The sequence below is a fragment of the Sphingobium fuliginis genome (assembly GCF_015074805.1).
Taxonomy (GTDB): Bacteria; Pseudomonadota; Alphaproteobacteria; order Sphingomonadales; family Sphingomonadaceae; genus Sphingobium; species Sphingobium fuliginis.
Genome location: NZ_CP060035.1, coordinates 1,387,543 through 1,411,033, shown reverse-complemented (window position 1 = coordinate 1,411,033; position 23,491 = coordinate 1,387,543). Strand labels below are relative to the sequence as shown.

Sequence of the window (23,491 nt, the reverse complement as noted above, 5' to 3'; positions counted from 1 at the left end):
TCCAAGGCGCCGTCGCAAACTTGTCCAAAACTATACGTGAAGCTCGCTTAACAGTTCCTGCATATCGACAGGGAGTTTGCTGTCGAAGCTGAGCGCCTCACCCGTTAACGGATGTATGAACCCCAGCCTTTTCGCGTGCAATGCCTGCCTTTCGAAACCCAGCGTTTCCAGTATCGATTTGAAACCTTTTCTCTCTTTACCGTAAACCGGGTCGCCGATCAAGGGGTGTCCCAGATGCGCCATATGGACGCGGACCTGATGGGTTCGTCCGGTTTCCAGCCTGCATTCAACCATGGCCGCGCCGCGCAGCCTTTCCATCGTCCGGTAATGCGTCACGGCATGTTTGCCGCGCCCTTCCCGATGAACCGCCATCTTCTTTCGATCGGCGTCGGAGCGGCCGATCCATGTGTCGATGGTGCCCGTCGCCGGCTGCGGCACGCCATAGACGATCGCGGCGTAGAGCCGATCGATCGAATGTGCCTTGAACTGCTGCGCGAGCCCTTCATGCGCGCGGTCGGATTTGGCAACGACCAACAGCCCCGAAGTATCCTTGTCGATGCGATGGACGATGCCTGGCCGCGCCACCCCGCCGATGCCGGAAAGCTGGCCCTGGCAATGATGGAGCAGCGCGTTGACAAGCGTGCCGTCCAGATTGCCCGCCGCCGGGTGGACGACCAGGCCCGCCGGCTTGTCGATGACGATCAGGTCTGCGTCTTCATACACCACGACCAGCGGGATGTCCTGCGGCACGGCCTCGGCCTCGACGGGTGGCGGAAGGGTGATGGCGAAAGCCTGTCCTGCGGCGACCTTCATGGAAGGATTGGGAGATCGCGCACCCCCCTTGCCCGGGTCTTCCGTCACTTGGCCTTCGACGATCAGCGCCTTCAGCCGCTCGCGCGAAAGATGGGGAACCAACTCGGCAAGCGCCTTGTCTAGCCGCATGCCAGCCTGCGCTTCACCGATTGTCGCTTCAATGATGGAAACCCCCGAACCCATTGGGTAGGAATGTAGGAATGAGGGTTGGGATTTCAAGAGGGCTGCTGGAACAAATCATGTCCGAAGCGGCGGCGAACAGGCATGAGGTCTGCGGGCTGCTGCTGGGGAAGGCGGGCCGGATCGAGGCGGTTCGGCCCGCCGCCAATGTCGCCGCCGATCCGGCGCGGCATTTCGAACTGGACCCGGTCGAACTGATCGCTGCCCATCGCGCGGCGCGGGCGGGCGGGGCGGCGATCGTCGGCCATTATCATTCGCACCCGGGCGGTCAGGCCGTGCCATCCCAAACCGACGCGGCCTGCGCGACGCCCGACGGCAGCCTCTGGCTGATCGTCGGCGGCGGCGCGGCCCGCCTGTGGCTTGCCAAGGCGGGGAGAGACGGACAGGTGCAATTTGTCGAGGCTTTGCTCGACATCATGTGAGTGAGGGTTGCATCGCGATGCAGGGCAGCGCATTAGCCGTTCATTCCTTCCTGTTCATTTCTCCGGCGGCAGCGAACCTTCATGACCAATCCGATCGACAGCATCGATTTTGCCAGCCTGCTCTGCTCGCGCCTTTGTCATGACCTTTTGAGCCCGGTCGGCGCGCTCAACAACGGGCTTGAGCTGATGGCGGACGAAACGGACCCGGAAATGCGTCAGCGTTGTCTGGACCTGTTGGCGGACAGCGCGAAGACCTCTGCGAACAAGCTCAAATTCTTCCGCCTGGCCTTCGGTTCGGCGGGCGGCTTTGGCGATGCCGTGCCGACGCATGAGGCGCGGGTCGCGATCGAGGGTATGTTCGCGGCTTCGGGCCGGGTGAAGATCGGCTGGCTGGTCGAGGACGACATGCTGGAAAAGCTGCCGGTGAAGGTGTTGCTGAACCTGGCGCTGATCGCGGGCGATGCGCTGGTGCGGGGCGGCCAGCTCGACATCGGGGCGGAAAAGCGGCCGGGCGTGACGGAGATCGTCGTGCGGGCGGAAGGGCCGAAACTGGTGCTTGATCCCGACCTGCGCGCCGCGCTGGCGGGGACTTTGCCGCCGGAGGGGCTGGCTTCGCGCACGTCGGCGGCATGGATGGTGCGCACCCTGGTGACGAGCGTCGGCGGGGAGATTGCGCTGTCGCCTGCTGGCGAGCCGATCTTGCTGTTCGGGGCGTCCATTCCCGACGCGCGCTAAGCGCTTTCCTGCATTTCCCTCGCCAGAAGGCCGATCAGCTCGGCGGCGGGGAGGGCGCGAGCCAGCGGTGCACCCTGGCCGGCCCATTGCGCGCCGAAGCCGCCTTCGCCCTTGGCCTTTGCCGCGGCGTTCAGCGCTTTGCCCGCATCATAGGCGATGGGGTAGGCGGGCGGCTGCAATGCTGCCTCGGCGCCCCAGGCGGTGAAGCGATTGGCAAGGCAGCGGGCCGGACGACCTGAAATGGCGCGGGTCATCGCGGTGTGATGGGCAGCGGGGCTCGTGAGGGCGGCGCGATAGGCTGCGTCGGCGCTGCTTTCCGTGCAGGCGATGAAGGCTGTGCCCAGTTGTGCCGCGACCGCGCCGAGGGCGAGCGCGGCACGAATGCCTTGCCCGTCCATGATGCCGCCCGCTGCGATCACGGGCAGGTCGCATTGGACTGCAAGCAGGCGAGTGAGGGCGAAGGTGCCGAGCTGGTCGTCAGGCGCTTCGGGATCAAAGGCGCCTCGATGGCCTCCTGCCTCATATCCCTGTGCGACTATGGCGTCGATGCCCGCTTCCCGCGCAGCCCGCGCTTCGACCGGACTGGTGACGGTTGCGAGGAGAAGGCATCCGGCTCGCTTGAGCGCCGCGATGCTGGTTGGATCGGGCAATCCGAAATGGAAGCTGACGACCGGCGGCGCAAGTTCGACCAAGGTGGCGAGCATCGCGTCGTCCTCCACGAAGCTGCGGTAGATTTCGCGGAGGCCGGTCGGAGGCTGGGCATCATAGGCCTGGAACAGTGGCGTCAGTGCAGCGAGCCAGGCCGCTTCCCTGACGGGGTCGCTGCGCGCGGGCCGATGGGTGAAAAGGTTGACGTTGAAGGGACGGCTGGTCTGGGCGCCGACGGCTTCTATCATGGCGCGGGCACCCGCCGCGTCGGTGGCGCCCACGGCAATGGAACCAAGCGCTCCTGCATTGGAGACGGCTGCCGCCATGGCGGGCGTAGAGACACCGGCCATCGGCGCCTGGATGATGGGATGGGACAGGCCCAGCGATTCGATGATCGACATGGGATCGATTGTCGGAGTTTTGCGGCAGGCGGGCAATGGGCGGATCTGGGCTGAAGCTGAATTCGCCAATTGTCGCCATCAAGCGCATCATGCTTCTGCAAAGGCAGCGGAATGAGGCAAGTGGCTCATGAGGGCTCTGTCCGGCGCTTGAACATCGTTTGAGCTGTGCGTCGGCTTTCGGAGGAGCATGGCCCGGTTGGATCGGATAATGGCGTTCTGCTTCCGTCCATTCCCACATCCCAAATGAAAAGGGCCCGGTCGCCTGTGCGACCGAGCCCCTTTCCAACAGTCCCGAATGGCTCAGGCGCTGTAGTACATGTCGAATTCCACCGGCGAGGGAGCCATTTCCCAGCGGTACACTTCGGGCCACTTCAGTTCGAGATAGGCCTCGATCTGGTCCTTGGTGAACACGTCGCCCTTCAGCAGGAAGTCGTAGTCGGCGGCCAGCGAGTTCAGCGCTTCACGTAGCGAACCGCAAACGGTCGGCACCTGGCTCAGTTCTTCCGGCGGCAGGTCGTACAGGTTCTTGTCCATCGCGGCGCCGGGATGAATCTTGTTCTCGATGCCGTCAAGGCCGGCCATCAGCAGCGCCGAATAGCACAGATAGGGGTTGGCCATCGCGTCGGGGAAGCGGAATTCGACGCGCTTCGCCTTGGCGCCCGCGCCGTAGGGAATACGGCAGGAGGCCGAGCGGTTGCGGGCCGAATAGGCCAGCAGAACCGGGGCTTCGAAGCCCGGCACCAGGCGCTTGTAGCTGTTGGTGGTCGGGTTGGTGAAGGCATTCAGGGCCTTGGCGTGCTTGATGACGCCGCCGATGAAGTAGAGGCAGGTTTCGCTGAGGCCGGCATAGCCTTCGCCCGCGAAGAGCGGCTTGCCGCCTTCCCAGATCGACATGTGGGTGTGCATGCCGGAACCGTTGTCCTGCGCGATCGGCTTCGGCATGAAGGTCGCCGTCTTGCCATAGGCCTGGGCGACCATCTGCACGACATATTTGTAAATCTGCATGCGGTCGGCGGTCTGGACCAGCGTACCGAAGGTCAGGCCGAGTTCGTGCTGGGCAGCGGCCACTTCATGGTGGTGCTTGTCGCAGGGCAGGCCCATTTCCAGCATGGTCGACACCATCTCGGCGCGAATGTCGGTGCAGGGATCGACCGGCGCGACGGGGAAATAGCCGCCCTTGGCGCGCGGACGGTGGGCAAGGTTGCCGCCTTCATATTCCTTGCCGGTGTTCGTCGGCAGCTCGACATCGTCGATCTTGAAGAAGGATTCATTATAGTCCGAGTTGAAGCGGACATCGTCGAACATGAAGAATTCGGCTTCCGGGCCGACATAGACGGTGTCGCCGAAACCGGCCGACTTGACGAAGGCTTCGGCGCGCTTCGCGGTCGAACGCGGGTCGCGGCTGTAGAGTTCGCCGGTATCGGGTTCCACGATGTCGCAGAAGATGATGAGCATCGGCGTGGCGCTGAACGGATCGACATAGACGGCGTCCAGGTCGGGCTTCAGGATCATGTCCGACTCGTTGATCGCCTTCCAGCCTTCGATCGACGAACCGTCGAACATCAGGCCCTGGGTCAGTTCATCCTCGCCCAGCACCGAAGACACCATGGTCAGGTGCTGCCACTTGCCCTTGGGATCGGTGAAACGGACATCGACCCATTCGATCTCCTTTTCCTCGATCATCTTCAGGATGTCTTTAGGCGTGTTAGCCATGTGAACCTTGCCCTTCTTTCATGATACCCCCCCGAAGGGGTAAGTTGATGTGGTCAGCCGCCAGACCGCTGAAGCCGGCGAGAAGTTTGGTGAAAATCAGATGGCGTCGCTGTCGCGCTCGCCGGTGCGGATGCGCACCGCACCCTCGATATTGGAAATGAAGATCTTGCCGTCGCCAATGCGGCCGGTCTGCGCCGCGGCAGAGATCGCCTCCACCACCCGTTCGGCGAGCGAATCGTCCACCACGACCTCCAGCTTCACCTTGGGCAGGAAATCCACCACATATTCGGCGCCGCGATAAAGTTCCGTATGGCCCTTCTGGCGGCCGAAACCCTTGGCTTCGGTGACGGTGATGCCCGACACGCCCACTTCGTGCAGGGCCTCCTTCACTTCGTCGAGCTTGAACGGTTTGATGATCGCTTCGATCTTCTTCATCTCTAGATATCCCAACTCAAACGCGCGCCAAATGGCGGGTATGATCCCGCCCTTCGTCCTGATCGAGCGACGACCGTCATGCCCCCCGAAGGCAAGAGCCGCCTCTCTTCCTAATCAATTACCGTGCCAAATAGCGAATCGCTGGAAACTGCTTTCTGCGATGCAGCAACTTTTGTCCATATTGCCCGGATTCCGGGCAATATCATGATGAGCTGCCCATTTTTTAGGCATGGCTGATATGATCAACGCTGATAGGGCGGCGCGTCGAGACCCGCAGGGCTTCTGGTGAATATCTCGCAACCGGTTTCAGTGATGCCGATGCTGTGTTCGAACTGCGCGGACAGGGTACGGTCGCGCGTGACCGCCGTCCAGCCATCCTCCAGCATCTTCACGCCCGGCTTGCCAATATTGATCATCGGTTCGATGGTGAAGAACATGCCGGGCTTGAGTTCCGGGCCGGTGCCGGGGCGGCCGACATGGACCACCTCCGGGCTGTCATGGAACACGCGGCCCAGGCCGTGGCCGCAGAAATCGCGCACGACGCCATAGCGGTGTTTTTCCGCATGACGCTGGATGGCATGGCCGATGTCGCCCAGCATATTTCCGGGCTTAGCCTGCTCAATGCCCAGCATCAGGCATTCATAGGTGACTTCGACCAGGCGCCGCGCCTTGATCGGGGCTTCGCCGCAAATATACATGCGGCTGCTGTCGCCGTGCCAGCCATCGACCAGCGGCGTCACATCGATATTCAATATGTCGCCTTCCTTCAGCTTCTGATCGCCGGGAATGCCGTGGCAGATGACATTGTTGAGCGAGATGCAACAGCTATGGGTATAGCCGCGATAGCCCAAAGTCGCGGGTACGCCGCCGCCGTCCAGCGTCATGCGGCGGACGATGTCGTCCAGCTCTCCGGTCGTGACGCCCGGCACGACGTGGGGCACCAGCGCGTCCAGTATCTCCGCGGCCAGCCGCCCGGCCTTGCGCATGCCTTCGAAACCGGCCGCGTCATAGAGCTTGATCGCGGTCGAGCGGGAAATCGGCGCGTCCGCCGTCATCGTCATATATTCGGTCATGGACGTGATTATAGGCGGGGATGCCGCATAATGCGAGAGGGCGGCTAGGCAGGGCGCGCGGCAGAAGCTATGGCCAGCCTATGGCCGACCCGACCCGCATATGGACCGCAGCGCTGATCGTGATCGGCGACGAGATTCTCTCGGGCAGGACCCAGGACAAGAATGTGTCGCAGATTGCGACATGGCTGAATGTGCAGGGCATCCGCCTGCGCGAAGTGCGGGTGGTCGCCGATGACAGCGACGCAATTGTGGAAGCGGTGAATGCGCTTCGCGCACGCAACGATTATCTGTTCACGACCGGCGGCATCGGGCCGACCCACGACGATATTACCGTGGACGCCATTGCCGCGGCGCTGGGCGTCGACGTTGAAATCCACCCCGAGGCGCAGGCGATGCTGTCGGCCTATTATGAAACGCGCGGAGGCTTGACCGAGGCGCGTCTGCGCATGGCCCGCGCACCTGCCGGATCAAGCCTGATCGAAAATCGCATGTCGGGCGCTCCGGGCATTCGGCATGGCAATATCTTCATCATGGCCGGCGTGCCGCACATCACCGCCGGGATGCTGGATAGCCTGACGGGGAAGCTGGAGGGGGGGCTGCCGGTGCTGTCCGCCACCATCGGTTGCTGGGTGGCGGAAAGCGAGATCGCCGACCTTCTCGGCGCGACGGAACGGGCGCATGAGGGTTGCCAGATCGGCAGCTATCCCTTCTTCCGCGAGGGGAGGACGGGCGCTAATTTCGTGATCCGCTCAGTCGACGCGGAAGGGCTGGATCGGTGCGTGGCGGACTTGAGCGCCGGGTTGGAGCAGGGCGGCTGGCCGGTGGTGGCCGGCGGAATTTGAGCCGCGTCCCATAGGTGCTTCGGATGGGGAGCGGACATTGACGCTCCCCCTTGGGCGGCCATGCTCCTTTGTCAGGCTCGCTCGAATATGGCGGCCAGACCCTGGCCGCCGCCGATGCACATCGTCTCCAGTCCATAGCGTCCATCGCGTCGCTGCAATTCGCGCAGCAGATTGGCGAGAATCCGTCCGCCCGTAGCCCCGATGGGATGGCCCAGCGAAATGCCCGAGCCATTGACGTTCAGCTTGTCCCGGTCGTCCCAGTTCCAGCCCTTGAGGCAGGCGAGCACCTGTGGCGCAAAGGCTTCGTTGAGTTCGACCAGATCGATGTCTTTCCACCCGAGGCCGGTGCGTGCGAACAGCCGTTCGACCGCCGGAACCGGCCCGATGCCCATGCGCGAGGGGTCGCAGCCCGCCGCCGACCAGCTATGCAGATAGCCCATGGGCTCCAGGCCGAGTTCGCTGAGCTTGTCCTCCGCCACCACGAGGCAGGCCGCCGCCGCGTCATTCTGCTGGCTGGCATTGCCGGCGGTGACGACGCCGTCCTTCTCGATGGGCTTCAGCAGGGCCAGCGATTCCGGCGTGGCGTCGGCGCGGATGCCCTCATCCTTCACGAACATCAGGGGCTCGCCCTTGCGCTGCGGCACTGGAACGGGAACCAGTTCGTCGTCGAACTTGCCCGCTTCCCATGCGGCGGCGGCGCGCTGGTGGCTCATCGCGGCATATTCGTCGCAGGCTTCCCGCGAGATGTCATAGTCTTTGGCGAGATTGTTCGCCGTCTCGATCATGCCGCTGATGATGCCATAGCGTTCGATCGGCTGGGACATCACCCGGCCCCGCGTCAGGCGGTCGTGGAACTGGGTCGAGCCGGACCGGGCGCCCCAGCGATGATCGATCGAATAATATTCGACGTTCGACATGCTTTCCACGCCGCCCGCGATCACCATGTCCGCGGCGCCGGTCTGGATACGCATGGCGGCGTCGATCACCGCCTGAAGTCCGGAGCCACAGCGCCGGTCGAGCTGCACGCCGGGAATGGATTCGGGCAGCCCCGCCGCCAGCGCCGACCAGCGGCCGATGCAGGGCGCCTCGCCATTGCCATAGCCCTGGCTGAACACCACGTCGTCGATCCGCTCGGGGTCGATCCTGGTGCGATCCACCAGCGCCTTGATGATGATGGCGCCCAGATCGCCCGCCGTCATCGACTTGAGCGACCCGCCATATTTGCCGACGGCGGTGCGGATGGGGGCGACGATGGCGGCTCTGCGCATGGGGATAAGTCCTTCGGATGAAAAATCAGCGGGCGGATTCGGCCTGGCGGATCATCTGCCTGGCGATGATGGTCTGCTGGATTTGGCTGGTGCCCTCATAGATGCGCAGCAGACGGACATCGCGATAGAAGCGCTCCACCTTATATTCGGCCATATAGCCGGCGCCGCCATAGATTTGCACGGCGCGGTCCGCGATCCGGCCCACAGCTTCAGATGCATGATATTTGAGCGCGGCGCATTCCAGGCTGACGGGCTCGCCCGCGTCGAACTTCGCCGCGACCGACTGCATCAGCGCTTCGGTGGTCAGCATGTCGACCTTCATGTCGGCCAGCATGCCCTGGACAAGCTGGAAGTCGGCGATGCGCTGGCCGAACTGCTTGCGCTCCAGCGCGTAGGAGAGCGCCATGTCGATCAGCCGCTGGCACATGCCGAGCGAGACGGCCGCGATGTGGATGCGTCCGCGATCCAGCACCTTCATCGCGGTCTTGAAGCCGCGCCCGGGCACGCCGCCGATGATGGCGCTCGCTGGCACGACCACATCGTCCAGGATGACGTCCGTGGTGATCGACCCCTTCTGCCCCATCTTCTTGTCGGGCTTGCCGAAGCTGATGCCGGGCGTGCTGGCGGGCAGGATGAAGGCGGAGATGCCCGCCGCGCCCTTCACATCGGGCTCCGTGCGCGCCATCAGCGTGAAGACGCTCGCGCGGGGGGCATTGGTGATGTAGCGCTTGGTGCCGCTGATGCGGTAATTGTCGCCGTCCCTGATCGCGACCGTGCGCAGCGAACCCGCGTCGGAACCCGCCTCCGGCTCTGTCAGGCCGAAGCTGGCGATGGCTTCGCCGGTCGCGAATTTGGGCAGCCATTCGCGCTTCTGCTCCTCGGTGCCGTCCATGACGATGCCCTGGCTGCCGATGCCGACCGTGGTGCCGATGACCGAGCGGAACACGACCGAGGCACGGGTGATCTCCCGGATGATCGCCGCTTCCTCCGCCATGGTGCAGCCAAGGCCGCCAAATTCCTCCGGCACGGAAAGGCCGAACAGGCCCATGTCGCGCATCTGCTGGATGATGCTTTCGGGTACGGCGTCGGCCTCCTCGACCGCATCTTCGGCGGGGATCAGCTTTTCCGCGACGAAGCGCTGGACGGTGGTGCGGAACAGGTCGAACGTCTCGGCGTCCATCTCGAAAAACTCCTCTCTCAGAACTTCAATAAGCGACGTCCGCCACCATGGCGTCCATGCCGTCACAGCGAATGGCGCGGAAGCGACCGCCCTCATCCTCGCGCAGCAGCACGCTCTGGCCGCAAAAGACCGGGGCGACGGCGCGGAAGGAGAAGCGGCTGGGCTTGCGCCCTCCGTTGCGGGCTTGGCCGAACAGCTTGGCGGCGGTGAAGGGACCGTGGATCACCAGCCCCGGATAACCTTCGTCCGCGCAAGCATAGGGCAGGTCGTAATGGATGCGGTGGCTGTTGAAGGTCACGGCGGAAAAGCGGAACAGATCGACCGTGGACGGCGTCCAGACAGCGTCCTTCTCCCCCGGGGGGAATGGGGCCGGAACGATGGCGGGAGTCGCGCCGCCTGCATCGCGATAGACGATGGTCTGGGTCTCGCGCACGCATTCATCGTCCCCCTGGACGATGCGATGGTCCACGGTCAGCAGGATCAGCTCGCCGCTGCGTCCCGATTTATGCGCGACATCGCGCACGGTGGAGATGCGGGTCGCCTCTCTGTCGAGCAGCAGAGAGGGACCGAATGCCATGTCCGATGCCGCGAACATGCGGCGGGGCAGGCTGACCGGGGGCAGGAAGCCTCCACGTCTGGGGTGGCCGTCGGGACCGATCCGGTCCGCTGCGGCGACGGGCAGGAAGAAGGCCCAATGAGCGAGGGACGGCTGGATTTCCCCGACGTTCAGCGGTTCGCCTATGGCGGCGGCAAAGCGGGTGAGCGCCTGACTATCCAGAATTTCAGTGCGGCTTTCTGTCTTGCCGATCCAGCTGCGCCAATGGGCGATGTCGGCTTCGGTCACGGTCATGCCACCAGCCCTTCATCATGCAGCCGTCCGATCGCGCCGCTGTCCAGGCCCAGCACAGTGGCGAGCACTTCGTCGGTATGTTGCCCCAGTTTCGGCGCGATGGCGACGGTACCGCGCGCTTCGTTCGCCAGCGTGCCCGCCGGACCGGATGTCGGATAGCTGAGGCCGCTCGGATGGGTCAGCGTCTCGAACAGCGGATTGGCGGTGAACAGGCGCGCGTCGGTCGTCACCGCCCGATGCAGCGTCTGATATTCGCCCCAGGTGACGCCGCCCGCGTCGAAGGCGGGTTTCAGCGCTTCGGCCGTGCGGCTTGCGAAGGCAGCCTCGAACAGCGGGAAGAGGCGGGCGCGGTGGGTGAAGCGGGCGCCTTCATCCCTGGCGAAGCTGGTCCCAAGTTCCGTTTCGATGGCGCCGACCGCATCGCTAAGGTCCAGCGTCTTGAGCAGGCCGCTCCACTGGCGCGGCGTGATGGCGACGACGATCAGCCGCTTGCCGTCCGCCGTCACGAAATCGCGTCCGAAGGCGCCGAACAGGTCATTGCCCATGCGGGGGCGGTCTCCGGCGGACAGCACTTCCGCCACCGAACCCAGATGCGACAGGCTGGACGCCGCCAGATCGGACAGGGGAATGCGGATTTCCGCGCCCTCGCCGCTGATCCTGCGGCGGAGGAGGGCCGATGTCAGCGCGAAGGCGGCATAGGCTCCGCCCAGCAAATCCCACGCCGGCAGCACATGGTTGACGGGCCGTTCGTCATCGGCCGGCCCCGTCATCTGCGGTACGCCGACCGCCGCGTTGATCGTATAGTCGACCGCTGGCGATCCGTCAGCCCAGCCCATCACCCGGACGGTGATGATGTCGGCGCGCCTCGCCGCCAGCGCTTCATGGCTGAGGAAACCCTTTACCGGATAGTTGGTGAGGAACAGCCCGGCATTGTCGCCCGGCGCCGTCGCCAGCGCCACGGCCAGTTCGCGGCCTTCGGGACGGCCAAGGTCGATGGCGATGGATTTCTTGCCCTTGTTCAGCCCCTCCCAATAGAGGCTGTCCCCACTGGGCGCGACCGGCCAGCGGCGGTAGTCCGGACCGCCGCCGATGGCGTCGAAGCGGATCACTTCCGCGCCCATCTGAGCGAGGTGCAGGCCACAGGATGGCCCGGCTATGAAGGCGGCGCCTTCGACGACGCGCAGGCCTTTCAGCAAATCATACATGCAGTTTCACCCCAGGAATCCGACAAGGGTCCGGCCGATATTCGCACCGGTGAACAGACCCCAAAAGGCATCCAGCGCCTTGTCGATCCCTTCATAGACCGTTTCCGCCGAAGCCATTTGCCCTGCGGCGTTCCAGGCCGTCATCCGCTCCACCATCTCGGTCTCAAGGTCCATATGGTCGAGTGCGATGAAGCCTTCCATGCGGATGCGCTTGGTCATGATCATGGTAAGGTTGCGCGGTACGACCGGCGCATCGGTGACGTTATATTGGGAGATCATCCCGCACACCGCGAAACGGGCGAAATTATGAGCTAGCGACAGCGCGGCCTGCAAATGATCGCCGCCGACATTTTCGAAATAAACGTCGATGCCCGTCGCGCCGATCGCCTTGACCTCACGGGCGAGCGCTTTGGTGAGGTTCGGCTCCGCCTTGTAATCGATGGCGGCGTCGACCTTCAGCACATCGCGCAGGAAGGCGGTCTTTTCCGGGCCGCCCGCCGATCCGATTACCTTGCATCCGATGTTGCGGGCGATCTGGCAGGCTATCGAGCCGACCGCACCGGACGCTGCCGAGACGAATACGACCTCGTCAGGTTGCAGCCGTGCGATCCGCATCAGCCCGGCATAGGCCGTCAGGCCCGGCATCCCGGCGAAACAGAGCCAGGCCTGGGTGGGGAGGGCGCTCCTGTCCCGCTGCTGAAGCGCACTGGCAGGGGCGCTGAAAACCTCCCGCCATCCAAGGCGGGAGAAGACGAGATCGCCCGGCGCGAAGGCCGGATCATTGGAAGCGATGACCTCTCCGATCGCCGGCCCCTCCATCGGCGCATCGAGCGCGAAGGGCGGGACATAGCTCTTGGCGTCGCTCATCCGCCCGCGCATGGCGGGATCGACCGCCATCCACAGGTTGCGGACCTGCACTTCGCCCGGACTGGGCGGCGGTGCGTCGACCGTGACCATGGCGAAGTCTTCCGCGACCGGCGTGCCGATCGGGCGGCGCTTCAGGTGGATTTCACGCGATTGCATGCCGGTCGCCTCAATAGCCGTTGAGCCGCGCCCAGCGCTCGCGATGCCAGGCGGTCGAGCCATAGCATTGCGCCGCCACCCGCGCCCGCTTCAGATAAAGTCCCGCATCATGCTCATGGGTCATGCCGATGCCGCCGTGAAGCTGGACCATCTGGGATGAAATACCGTGCAGCGTTTCCCCAACGGTCGCCTTGGCCAGGGAGGCGAGGGCGGGGAGGGCGGGATCGTTCGCGTCCATGGCGTCCAGCGCCGCCTCCACAGCCGATCGGGCGAGCTGCAATTCCCCGAACATCTCCGCCGCGCGATGCTGCAAGGCCTGGAAGGAGCCGATGATTGCGCCGAACTGCACCCGCGTCTTGAGATAATCGAGCGTGGTGTCGAAGGCCTGGGATGCATTGCCCAGCATTTCCGCCGCCAGGCCGATGGCCGCCCGGTCGAACAAGCTGTCGAGCAGGTCGATGCCCTTGCCCACTTCGCCCAATACGGCGTCAGCGCTCACCGGCACATTGTCGAAGCTGAAGAGAGCGGGCCGCCGCGCATCGATCTGGTCCAGCGCTTCCCGCGAGAGGCCGGGCGTATCGCTTTCCACCAGGAACAGGGTGATCCCGTCCCTGTCGCCGGGGAGGCCATGGGTGCGCGCCGCGACGATGGCGAAGGTCGCCGCCATGCCATCCTGCACGGGCCGCTTGATGCCGTTCAGCACCCACCCGTCGCCCACCGCCATGGCGGCGAGCGCGATCTTCTCGCGCTCATGCTGCGCCCCTTCCTCCGCCGCGAGCGTGCCTATGGCCGATCCGTCGGCAATGCCCGGCAGCCAGCGCGCCTGTTGCGCCTCCGTCCCGCCCAGCCGCAGCGCCGATGCCGCCACCAGCGCCGAACTCAGCAGCGGCGAAGCGCCCAATGTCCGACCCAGTTCCTCCAGCACCAGTCCCATGCTGCGACAGCCGAAATCGGAGCCGCCCTGCGCCTCCGGCACCAAAATGCCAGTCCAGCCCATCTGGGCCATTTCGGCCCAGGCCGCCGGATCGAAACCTTCCGCATCCGGCCGGCCGCCGCCATCATGGCCATAGAGCGACCGCAGCGCCGTCAAGGGCAGGCGATCACGCACCCATTCCGCCGCCATGTCCCTCAGCATCTGCTGTTCTTCGTTCAGCATCCTCCCGATCCCATCCTTATTCGTCTCTTTTGTCAGGCCGGCAGTTCCAGCGTGCGCTTCGCCGTGATGTTGTTCTGGACTTCATAACTGCCGCCGTAGATCGAGAAGGCCTTGCTATGCAGCCAAGCGCGCGTCGCTTCCCGTTCCGCGTCGGTATAATGTTCGCCCGACCAGCCGAGTCCGTTCGCGCCCATCAGCTCGACCAGCAGTTCGGCCCTTTCCTGGATGATCCCGGACCAGAGATTCTTGAGGGCCGAGACCCCATTGCTGGGGCCGCCGCTTTTCGCCTCCCGCGTCAGGCGCGCAACCGTCGCCAGATAGGCTTCGTGCCGCATGGCGTTGCGGACCATGCGCACCCTGAGGTCGGGATTGTCGATCCGTCCCATGCTGTCCGTGCCGCAATATTCATGAGCCAGCGGCGCCAGCGGCGTAATCTCCGCCTTCACATCCGACAGGCTGTTGCGTTCGAACTGGAGCAGGCGCTTGGCGATGGCCCAGCCCTGATTGACTTCGCCAACCAGATGGCCCTTGGGCACTTTCACATCGTTGAAGAAGACTTCGCAGAAATGGGTCGATCCGCTGATGAGGACGATAGGGCGGGTTTCGATCCCCTCCGATTTCATGTCGATCAGCAGGAAGCTGATGCCGCCCTGCTTTCGGCTGGTGTCGGTGCGGACGAGGGCGAAGCACCAGTCGGCCTGGTCGGCGCCCGATGTCCAGATCTTCTGCCCGTTGACCAGCCAATGATCGCCCATGTCGATGCATTTGGTCTGGAGCGAAGCAAGGTCGGACCCAGCGCCCGGTTCCGAAAATCCCTGGCACCAGCGCCGTTCATTGGTGGCGATGAAGGGCAGATGCTCCAGCTTCTGTTCCTCGCTGCCATATTCCAGCAACGTCGGGCCCAGCATCATCGTACCGTAGCTGCGGATCGGATTGAAACCGCCGATCGCAGCCAGTTCCTGCCCGATGATCTTGGCCTGCGCCTCGCTAAGGCCGGCGCCTCCATAGCGCGGTTCCCAGGTGGGCACGCCCCACCGCTTTTCCGCCATGCGTTCGCGCCACAGGCGCCAGTCGGCATTGGATTCCGCCGCATGCCGGTCGCTGACGAAGTGAATGGATGGAGCATTGGTCAGCGAAGGCGGGAAATTCGCCCGCAGCCATGCGCGCGCTTCCTGCCGGAACGACTGCGCTTCCATTCCATCCCACTCGGCCATGCACCCTGTCCCTGTTTCCCGCAAAAGCCACGCGGCCTTCCGATGGAGCATCCCGCCTCCATGACCGAATCCTTATGCCAATTCTGCACCGCTGGCTAGGTATAAATTGCACAGGTGGGTAAAATTAGTCGCATCTTCATCGATCATGACCGTGATGGTTGACAGCTTTGCCACAGGTCATAAACTATACTCAAATGCAAAATTGATAAGATCAGCCGCAGCCTTGCGATTCGGCGGCGGGCGGCTCGTACATAGGAGAGCGCGCATATGGAGACCTTCGCGGCCCGACCCATTCCGGCGCATGTTCCGCCCGATATGGTCGGCGATTTCAGCCTGTTTTCCTCGCCCGGCATGCAGCCGACGCCCAATGGCGATCCGCAGGCGGCCGCCGCCGTCGTGCATCAGGGTCCGCGCATCTTCTATTCGCCGGTCAATACCCGCGACGGGCGCGGCACATGGGTCATCACCCGCGCGCAGGACCAGCGGAAGGTGTTGCAGGACCCGGAAACCTTCTCCAGCCATCGCAGCATCTTCGCCTCCGCACTGGGGGAAAGCTGGCCGATGATCCCGCTGGAACTGGACCCGCCGGACCATGGCAAGTTCCGCTCGCTGCTCAACCCGCTGCTCTCGCCCAAGCGGGTGATGGCGCTGGAAAGCGCCGTGCGGGAACGTGCGATCTTCCTGATCGACAGGATCGCGGCGGCGGGCACCAGTTGCCACGTCATGGAGGATTTCGCCTTTCCCTTCGCGGTGAACATCTTTCTGCGCTTCCTTGGGCTGTCCGACGACCGGCTGGATGAATTCGTCCGCTGGGCGAACGAACTGCTGCATGGCGACAATGTGCAGCGTCCCGCCGCCGCGCGGACCATCATCGGCTTCATCGACGAATTGTCCGCCGAACGGCGCAGGCGGCCGGTCGATGACTTCATGTCCTTCCTGGTGCAGTCGAAGATCGATGACCGGCCGCTGACCGACATGGAAATTCGCGGTACCGGCGTGCTGCTGTTCATCGCAGGGCTGGATACGGTGGCAGCCGCCATAGGCTTCGACCTCAACTATCTGGCGCGGCATATGGACGACCAGCAATTGCTGCGCAGCGATCCGTCTCGGATCGTGCTGGCGGCGGAGGAACTGCTGCGCGCCTATCCCACCGTGCAGATGATCCGCGTGGCGACCCGGGACATCGATTTCGAAGGCGCGCCGATCCGCCGGGGCGACTATGTGTCCTGCGCGACGATGATCGCCAATCGCGACCCGCTGGAATTCCCGCATCCCGAAAGGATCGACCTGGCGCGGGAGGATAATCGCCACACCGCCTTCGCCTATGGCCCGCACCGCTGCCTGGGATCGCATCTCGCCCGGCGGGAGATCGTGGTCGGGCTGGAGGAATGGCTGAAGCGCATTCCGCCCTTCCGCATCAAGCAAGGCACGGCGCCGGTCACTTTCGGCGGGCATGTGTTCGGCATCGAAAATCTGGTCCTCGACTGGTCCTGAGGAGGGACTTTCCATGAAAATCATCGTGCACAATGACAAATGCCAGGGCCATGCGCGTTGCTGGGCCATGGCGCCGAATATCTTCGAGCTGGACGATGAGGGCTATATCAAGCCCGGCGACATCGACGTGGCGGAGGCGGATGAGAAGCTTGCCTGGAAGGGTGCGAAATCCTGCCCGGAAAGGGCGCTGGAAATCGGCAAGTGAACACGAGGCAGGGAAGGGGGCGCTCCTGCTGAGGCAGGGGGCAGTTCCGGCGACAGGACTGGGCTGCCGCGAGCCCCCCATCTCGCTCCAATGCCTTCGCGGGAGCGGGAAGGGGCTCCAGCTTATGTCCTGATCCACACGCCCTTGGTCTGCAAATAGGCGTCGATATGTTCGGCGCCGCCCTCCCGTCCGAAACCGCTCATCTTGTAGCCGCCAAAGGGGACGGACGGGTCCATCGCGAAATAATGGTTGACCCAGATCGACCCCGCCCGGATGCGCTTCACCGCCGCCATGGCCTTGCCGATGTCCTTCGTCCACACGCCGCCCGCCAGGCCGAAGCGCGTCGCATTGGCGCGAGCGATCACTTCATCGAAATCGTCGAACGGCATTATGCAGGAGACGGGGCCGAAAATCTCCTCCCGCGCGATCCGCATCTCATCCTTCACATCGGCAAAGATGGTGGGCGCGACCCAGTGGCCCTTGTCGAAGGCGCCGCCCGTCACGCGTCCGCCGCCCGTCACGAGCCGCGCGCCTTCCGTCGGCCCCAGTTCGAGATAGGAGGAGACGCGGGCATATTGCTTGGCCGACACCAGCGGACCGATCTGGGTGTCGGTGTCGAGGCTGGGGCCGATCTTCAGGGCCTTCGCGAAGGCGGCGATGCGCTGGACCATCTCCTCATAGACAGGACGTTCCACGAACAGTCGCGTGCCGGCCGCGCAGACCTGACCCGAATTGTTGAATACCCCCATCGCCGCTGCTGGCGTAGCCATGTCGAGATCGGCATCGGCGAAGATGATGTTGGGCGACTTGCCGCCCAGTTCCATCGTCACCTTCTTCACAGTCCCGGCGGATGCGGCGATGATCCTCTGGCCGGTCTCGCAGGAGCCGGTGAAGGCGATCTTGTCCACATCGGGATGCGCGGAGAGGGCGCCTCCGGTTTCGCCCGCGCCGGTCACGACATTGACGACGCCCGGCGGCACACCCGCCTCCAGGCACAGTTGCCCGAAGCGGAGCGGGCTGAGCGATGCATCTTCTGCGGGTTTCAGGACGATGGTGCAGCCGGTCGCGAGTACAGGCCCGACCTTCCACGCCGCGCTGAACAGCGGGCCGTTCCATGGGATGATCGCACCCACCACGCCCACCGGCTCGCGCAGCGTGTAGGACAGCAGGTCCACCGGGAAGCTGTTGGACAACGTCTCCCCATGGATCGCCGTTGCAGCGCCCGCAAAATGACGCAGCGAACGTTGCAGCATGCCCCGCAATCCACGAGCAGCCGTGATCGGGCGGCCCATTTCGATGCAGTCGAGCAGGGCGAGATCGTCGAACTCCGCATCCACCAGATCGGCCAGCTTCAACAGCACAGCCTGCCGCTCGGCCGGTTTGAAACGGCTCCATGGCCCTTCAAAGGCGGCGCGGGCGGCGCGGACGGCGCGGTCCACATCTTCCGCGCCCGCCAGCGCCAGTTCGGCCACCAGTTCGCCGGTCGATGGGCTGAAACTCTGGAACGTCTCGCCGGACAGGGCGTCGACAGGCTTGCCGTCGATCAGCAGCTTTTTGGGCTTGCCGTCGATGAAGGTGGGGCGGCGTGTCTCGATCATCGGATCATCCTCAAGCAATGGCTTCATGGGCGCGCCGCATCGAGGCGCGACCGAAGGCGAAAAGAAGCGCGGCGGGCAGCAGCACGCAGAACACGCTGATGACGAGCGACAGGCCGACCTTCATCTCGTCGCCCAGCAACTTGTCGGTGACAAGGCCGATGAAGGCGGGCCCGCCCGCCATGGCGATCAGGCCGGACGCCAGCACATAGAGCGCCGACACGCGCCCGCGCAGATATTGCGGCGTCACCACCTGCACCGTGGCAGGCCCCATGCTGGAGGTGGAGAGGATCAGCGCCATGAAGCACCAGTAGCAGGCGACGGTCGTCCAGGGGCTGCTGACCAGAAAGGCGGCGATGCCGAAGGGCGCCGAGGCCAGCACCGTCAGCAGGCACCAGAACAGATGGGCGTCGCGCCTCCCCCGGCGATAGAGCCGGTCGACCGTCCAGCCATGCAGAGGGATCATCGCCGCCGCCCCGATCTGGGCGAGGCCGATGACCGGCCCGATCCGTCCCGGTTCCCAACCATGAACCCGCGCAAGATAGACTGGCGTCCACAGCTGGAAACCGATGGTGGCGGCATAGGCCAGGCCGAAGCCGACAAAGGTCGCCAGATAGAGCGGCTTATATTCGCGCATGAAAGCCCATGCCTCGCCATAGCCCGCGCCCGCGCTGATCGCCCTGCGCCGGGGCGGTTCGCGGAAGGCGAAGACCAGGAAGGCGAGCGCTATGCCGGGCGCGCCGGTCATGATGAACACCTGTTGCCAGGGTTGCAGCAACCCGAAGACCGGCCAGACGGCGGGGCCAGCCTTCATCGCGGCGGCGACGATCGGGCCGCCGAACAGGAACACGATGCCCGCGCCCATCACCCCGCCCATGATGAAGACGGACATGGCGAGCGAAACCTTGTGCGGCGGGAAGCTGTCCCCGACCACCGAATAGCTGCCGGTGCCGAAGCCCGACTCGCCCGCGCCGACGCCTGCCCGTGCCATGGCGAGCGCCGCGAAGCTGCCGGCAAGGCCGCAACTCGCCGCCGCGATGCTCCACACCGTCACCGACAGATAAAGGACGACTCGGCGACTGAAGCGGTCCAGCGCCATGCCTAGCGGAATCGCGCACAGGCAGAAGAGAATGGCGAAGGCCGGTCCTTGCAACAGGCTGATCTGGAGGTCCGACAGGCCCAGATCCTTTTTGATCGGCCCGACCATGAGGGCCATGATGTTTCGGTCGGTCAGTGATAATATGTACAGCAGGAACAGGATCGCCACGGTCAGCCAGCCCATCAGGGGCGAAGGATAGGCGGCCTGTTCGGGGAGAGGTGAGGCGATGGTGGCTTCGACATCTCCGTGCGCGCCGCCTGATCCTGACGATGACGCCATCGTCGCGGAAATCTGCGTCATGGTTGCGCTGCCCGGGCGCAAATGGCGCTGTCTGACTGACGATCGTGCGGCAAGGCCACTCTCCCTATCTCTCGGCCCTGTAGCGGCCGGCAAGGTCTGCCGGCGCACTGCCGCTCCAGCCATTATAACGCACATTTCTGCACAGTGGGTCAATATATGTTCGTGGCATGTGCGCGGAAACGTCGGACCGCCGGGGCGGCGCGGGGAAATTATGCCGGGGGATTCCGGTGAAGGAGGGCGAGGAATATCTGCAATTAACTTTTCCCACTAGTGCAAAATTTATTGACATCGGCGTTGGCTGGGATAACTATAAAAGTGCACACGGGGATAATAATGATCGCGCCCGGTGACGTTGCCGGACAAAGATCGTGCAGGGAGAGGAAAAGGAAAGATGACGAAGGACAGGCTGTTCATATCGTCGCTGGCCGTCGGCGCCAGCATCATCGCAATGGCAGTGCCCGCCTGGGCGCAGGAAATGGCCGCGGCGGCGCCCGCGCAGGAAGATGCCGTGCCCCAGGCCGCGGCGCCCGCGAGCAATGCCGACATCGTCGTGACGGGGTCGCGCATCGTGCGCGACGGCTATACCGCGCCGACTCCGGTGACGGTCGCATCGACGGAGGAACTGGCCAAGACCACGCCCTCGGGCGTGGCCGACGCGCTCAACAAGCTGCCCCAGTTCAACAATTCGCTGAGCCCGTCCAAGTCGGCGAATAATTTCTCCAACCTGCCGATCCACGGCAATGTTCTGAACCTGCGCGGCCTCGGCACGCCCAGCAACAATCCGAAGGGTCCGTTGCGTACGCTGATCCTGTTCGACGGGATGCGGGTTTCGCCCACCGAATATGTCGGCACCATCGATACCAACGTCCTGCCGCAACTGCTGATGCAGCGCGTCGACGTGGTGACGGGGGGCGCTTCGGCCCAATGGGGTTCGGATGCGGTCGCGGGTGTCGTCAACTTCATCCTCGACAAGAAGTTCACGGGCTTCAAGGGCGTGGCCCAGGCCGGCGTGGACCAGCGCGGCAATAACGGCAACCAGCGGCTGGGCGGCGCATTCGGCGCGGATTTCGCCGGCGGCCGCGGCCATGTGCTGCTGAGCGCGGAATATTCCAACAGCGACGGCATGTTGCGGCAGGACCGCGACTTCGCGACGCAGGGCTATAATTTCGTCGGCAGCGTGACATCCACCTGCGCTCTTTCCGCCAACGGCCAGTCGCGCACCTGCACGGCGGCGCCGGGCACGGTTGCCAATCCCTATGTGGTTGCGCCGGACATCCGCATCTCCGCCCTGGCCGCCAACGGCCGTATCGTGGGGTCCAGCGTGGCCGGCAATCCGTTCGTCGGACGGGTCATCAACAATGACGGCTCCACCCGCCCGTTCAACCTGGGGACCGTGGTCGGTACCACCGGCTTCCAGCAGGGCGGCGACGGCTACAAGATTCCCGACGACACCAATGCGATTTCGCCGCTCACCAACTATAACGGTTTCGGCCGGGTCAGCTACGACCTGACGGACGACATCAATTTCTTCGTCCAGGGGCTCTACGCCCGCAGCAAATATCATTATTTCACACAGGGCAATTCGCTGATTCCGGCGACGCAATCGGCGCGCATCTACAAGGGCAATCCTTATCTCTCCACTGCGCTCGACGGCGCGCTGACAGGCGCGAACGATTATTATGTCGTCGGTCAGCAGGATGCAGGCCAGCCCAAGCCGATCGCCTATGAAAAGACCGATTATTGGACGGCGACGACCGGCCTTGCGGGCAAGTTCGACGACTTCAACTGGCAGGTGACCTACAGCCACGGCGATTCGAAGCATTCGATGGACAATGTGGGGCTGTACGACAACCAGAAGCTCTATGCCGCGCTCGACGCCGTGCGCGATCCCTCGACCGGGCAGGTCACCTGCCGCGTGCTGCTGAACCCGACCTATGCCAGCCAATATGCCGGGTGCAAGCCGATCGACGTGATGCATGGCGATCCCTCGAAATCGACGCCGGAGGGCTATGCCTATGCGACCGGCACCTCCAGCTATCGGGCGCGCTTCAAGCAGGATGCGATCGCCGCCAATATCAGCGGCAGCCTGTTCGAACTGCCGGCAGGCCCGGTCGACATCGCGGTGGGCGTGGAATATCGGCGCCAGTCCCTGCGCCTCACCAGCAATGCCGATCCGTCGCTGCTGGACACGGATGCGGAGCGGGAAGCCTATTTCGCCGGCTTGCGCGGCGTCCCTCGGGCGGAATCGGCAACGGTTCCCTATCCTACCGGCTCGATCAACACGCTCTTCTACTGGCTGACCAATGTCGGATCGGCAGCGGGCAAGCTGAACGTCAAGGAGGCCTATGCCGAACTTGCGGTGCCGATCCTGAAGGACACGCCCTTCTTCCGCGAATTGAGCGTGAACGGCGCGATCCGTGTGACCGATTACTCCACCTCCGGCACGGTCAAGACCTGGAAGGTGGGCGGCACCTGGAAGCCGGTGGACGACCTGCTGCTGCGCGGCACCTATTCGCATGACATCCGCGCGCCCAATCTGTTCGAACTTTATGCCGGCGCGCAGAGCGGCATCGGCATCGTCAATGACGTCAGGAGTGCGGACGGGAGCTATGGCAGCGGCCAGAACGTCAATGCCAACACGGTGACGTCGGGCAATCCCAATCTGAAGCCGGAAGTGGCGGACACCTACACCTTCGGCGCAGTGTTCTCGCCCAGCTTCCTGCGCGGTTTCTCGGCCTCGATCGACTATTACAACATCAAGGTCGACAAGCTGATCGACTCCCTGTCGGCGCAGCAGATCCTGACCAACTGCCTTAATGCCGGCGGATCGGGCGTTGCGGAATGCAATCTGATCGAGCGCGCGAGCCCGACCAGCTTCCCGTCGCTGATTCGTCTGACCCCTGCGAACATCGCCTTCCTGAAGACGGCGGGCATCGATTTCGACTTCACCTATCGCACGGCGGTCGGCAATGGCGGGCTGGGCGTGCGGCTCTACCTCAACTATCTCGACAAGTTCGATGCCCAGCAATATGCGGGCGCGCCGATCGCCCATTATGCGGGCGTCAGCGTCGTCACCAGCAACCCGCAGGGTTTTCCGCGCTGGCGCGGCAACCTGACGGTGGACTATACCAATGGCCCCTTCGGCCTCACCATCGGCGAACAATATATCGGCAAGATGCGGCTCGATATTCCGGGCGGCGCGACGCCGATCCAGTTCGTCAATCCCAAGGTGAAGCCGGTCTGGTACACCGACCTGACGATGCGCTACACCATTCCGCATGGCGATGGCGGCAATTTCGAATTCTTCGCGACGGTCAACAACCTGTTCGACAAGAAGCCGCCGCTGATTCCCGGCACCGTGCCGGGCGTCAACCCGCCGACCAATATCGCGGTGTACGACATTGTCGGCCGCGCCTTCACGGCCGGCGTGCGCGTCAAATTCTGACCGGTTCCTCAGGGCGAGGGCGAGGGGCGGGAGCAGCGATGCTCCCGCCCTTTTCCATGGGCTAAGCGCCTGATCCGCGCCCATATGTGTGGGAAGAGCGGCAGGCTGCGTTGCATCCAGCCCGCGCAGGACGGTATGCTGCGCTGCGTCAATCGCCGGCTGGTTCCGGCCAATTGGGCATCGGGCTCGGTCGCC

At 64.1% G+C, this 23,491-nt stretch carries 20 protein-coding genes; 6 read left to right on the top strand and 14 right to left on the bottom strand.

Annotated features, from left to right (window positions below; all coding sequences use genetic code 11):
* Positions 1-30 precede the first annotated feature (30 nt).
* Entirely contained in the window at positions 31-996 is a 966-nt protein-coding gene (locus H5V43_RS06545) for an RluA family pseudouridine synthase (protein WP_025548838.1), read from the bottom strand.
* A gap of 17 nt (positions 997-1,013) precedes the next feature.
* Here H5V43_RS06545 and H5V43_RS06540 point away from each other — a divergent pair, with 17 nt between their 5' ends.
* Together H5V43_RS06540 and H5V43_RS06535 are read left to right on the top strand one after the other, a co-directional pair.
* Positions 1,014-1,415, top strand: a complete 402-nt coding sequence (locus tag H5V43_RS06540) for a M67 family metallopeptidase (protein WP_025548837.1) — start codon at positions 1,014-1,016, stop codon at positions 1,413-1,415.
* An 81-nt stretch (positions 1,416-1,496) separates the two neighbouring features.
* Complete coding sequence (locus H5V43_RS06535; protein ID WP_044662436.1) at positions 1,497-2,150, top strand: histidine phosphotransferase family protein; 654 nt, start codon at positions 1,497-1,499, stop codon at positions 2,148-2,150.
* Here H5V43_RS06535 and H5V43_RS06530 read toward each other — a convergent pair.
* The 4 genes from H5V43_RS06530 to map form a co-directional block, all read right to left on the bottom strand.
* Positions 2,147-3,199 carry an NAD(P)H-dependent flavin oxidoreductase gene (locus tag H5V43_RS06530; RefSeq protein ID WP_025548835.1) on the bottom strand — a complete coding sequence of 351 codons (1,053 nt, stop codon included), beginning with the start codon at positions 3,197-3,199 and terminating at the stop codon, positions 2,147-2,149. The genes H5V43_RS06535 and H5V43_RS06530 overlap by 4 nt on opposite strands.
* A 300-nt stretch (positions 3,200-3,499) precedes the next feature.
* Positions 3,500-4,912, bottom strand: a complete 1,413-nt coding sequence (glnA, locus tag H5V43_RS06525) for a type I glutamate--ammonia ligase (protein ID WP_025548834.1) — start codon at positions 4,910-4,912, stop codon at positions 3,500-3,502.
* A gap of 96 nt (positions 4,913-5,008) precedes the next feature.
* The gene (locus H5V43_RS06520) at positions 5,009-5,347 is read right to left on the bottom strand and encodes a P-II family nitrogen regulator (protein ID WP_007685085.1); all 339 of its coding nucleotides are present in this window, start codon (positions 5,345-5,347) and stop codon (positions 5,009-5,011) included.
* 242 nt (positions 5,348-5,589) lie between these two features.
* A complete protein-coding gene (gene map, locus H5V43_RS06515) occupies positions 5,590-6,420 on the bottom strand; it encodes a type I methionyl aminopeptidase (RefSeq protein WP_025548831.1) in 831 nt (276 codons plus the stop codon).
* Between the two features lie 80 nt (positions 6,421-6,500).
* On the opposite strand from map, the gene H5V43_RS06510 reads away from it, so the two are divergent.
* On the top strand, positions 6,501-7,262 hold the full coding sequence (locus H5V43_RS06510) for a competence/damage-inducible protein A (RefSeq protein ID WP_025548830.1): 762 nt from the start codon (positions 6,501-6,503) through the stop codon (positions 7,260-7,262).
* Between the two features lie 71 nt (positions 7,263-7,333).
* On the opposite strand, the gene H5V43_RS06505 is transcribed toward H5V43_RS06510, so the two are convergent.
* From H5V43_RS06505 to H5V43_RS06475, 7 genes are read right to left on the bottom strand one after another with little or no spacing between them, the layout of a single operon-like run.
* The gene (locus tag H5V43_RS06505; protein ID WP_025548829.1) at positions 7,334-8,530 is read right to left on the bottom strand and encodes an acetyl-CoA C-acetyltransferase; all 1,197 of its coding nucleotides are present in this window, start codon (positions 8,528-8,530) and stop codon (positions 7,334-7,336) included.
* Positions 8,531-8,555: 25 nt separating this feature from the next.
* Complete coding sequence (locus H5V43_RS06500; RefSeq protein WP_025548828.1) at positions 8,556-9,710, bottom strand: acyl-CoA dehydrogenase family protein; 1,155 nt, start codon at positions 9,708-9,710, stop codon at positions 8,556-8,558.
* Positions 9,711-9,735: 25 nt separating this feature from the next.
* On the bottom strand, positions 9,736-10,560 hold the full coding sequence (locus tag H5V43_RS06495; RefSeq protein ID WP_025548826.1) for an HTD2 family dehydratase: 825 nt from the start codon (positions 10,558-10,560) through the stop codon (positions 9,736-9,738).
* Positions 10,557-11,765: a CoA transferase gene (locus H5V43_RS06490; protein ID WP_025548825.1), complete on the bottom strand. Its 1,209-nt coding sequence runs from the start codon at positions 11,763-11,765 to the stop codon at positions 10,557-10,559. Before H5V43_RS06490 ends, H5V43_RS06495 begins: the two co-directional genes overlap by 4 nt.
* A gap of 6 nt (positions 11,766-11,771) precedes the next feature.
* On the bottom strand, positions 11,772-12,788 hold the full coding sequence (locus H5V43_RS06485; RefSeq protein WP_025548824.1) for an NADP-dependent oxidoreductase: 1,017 nt from the start codon (positions 12,786-12,788) through the stop codon (positions 11,772-11,774).
* 10 nt (positions 12,789-12,798) lie between these two features.
* Positions 12,799-13,944 carry an acyl-CoA dehydrogenase family protein gene (locus H5V43_RS06480; protein WP_025548823.1) on the bottom strand — a complete coding sequence of 382 codons (1,146 nt, stop codon included), beginning with the start codon at positions 13,942-13,944 and terminating at the stop codon, positions 12,799-12,801.
* Positions 13,945-13,976: 32 nt separating this feature from the next.
* Positions 13,977-15,158 (bottom strand): acyl-CoA dehydrogenase family protein, encoded by a 1,182-nt coding sequence (locus tag H5V43_RS06475; protein ID WP_025548821.1) that lies wholly within the window; start codon positions 15,156-15,158, stop codon positions 13,977-13,979.
* Positions 15,159-15,425: 267 nt separating this feature from the next.
* Here H5V43_RS06475 and H5V43_RS06470 point away from each other — a divergent pair, with 267 nt between their 5' ends.
* On the top strand, positions 15,426-16,652 hold the full coding sequence (locus H5V43_RS06470; RefSeq protein ID WP_025548819.1) for a cytochrome P450: 1,227 nt from the start codon (positions 15,426-15,428) through the stop codon (positions 16,650-16,652).
* Positions 16,653-16,665: 13 nt separating this feature from the next.
* Complete coding sequence (locus tag H5V43_RS06465; protein ID WP_025548817.1) at positions 16,666-16,857, top strand: ferredoxin; 192 nt, start codon at positions 16,666-16,668, stop codon at positions 16,855-16,857.
* 122 nt (positions 16,858-16,979) lie between these two features.
* Here H5V43_RS06465 and H5V43_RS06460 read toward each other — a convergent pair whose 3' ends face one another.
* Together H5V43_RS06460 and H5V43_RS06455 are read right to left on the bottom strand one after the other, a co-directional pair.
* A complete protein-coding gene (locus H5V43_RS06460; RefSeq protein ID WP_037482292.1) occupies positions 16,980-18,455 on the bottom strand; it encodes an aldehyde dehydrogenase family protein in 1,476 nt (491 codons plus the stop codon).
* A gap of 10 nt (positions 18,456-18,465) precedes the next feature.
* Positions 18,466-19,851 carry an MFS transporter gene (locus tag H5V43_RS06455; protein ID WP_037482288.1) on the bottom strand — a complete coding sequence of 462 codons (1,386 nt, stop codon included), beginning with the start codon at positions 19,849-19,851 and terminating at the stop codon, positions 18,466-18,468.
* Between the two features lie 391 nt (positions 19,852-20,242).
* Here H5V43_RS06455 and H5V43_RS06450 point away from each other — a divergent pair, with 391 nt between their 5' ends.
* On the top strand, positions 20,243-23,296 hold the full coding sequence (locus H5V43_RS06450; RefSeq protein WP_025548813.1) for a TonB-dependent receptor domain-containing protein: 3,054 nt from the start codon (positions 20,243-20,245) through the stop codon (positions 23,294-23,296).
* The last annotated feature ends 195 nt before the right edge of the window (positions 23,297-23,491 follow it).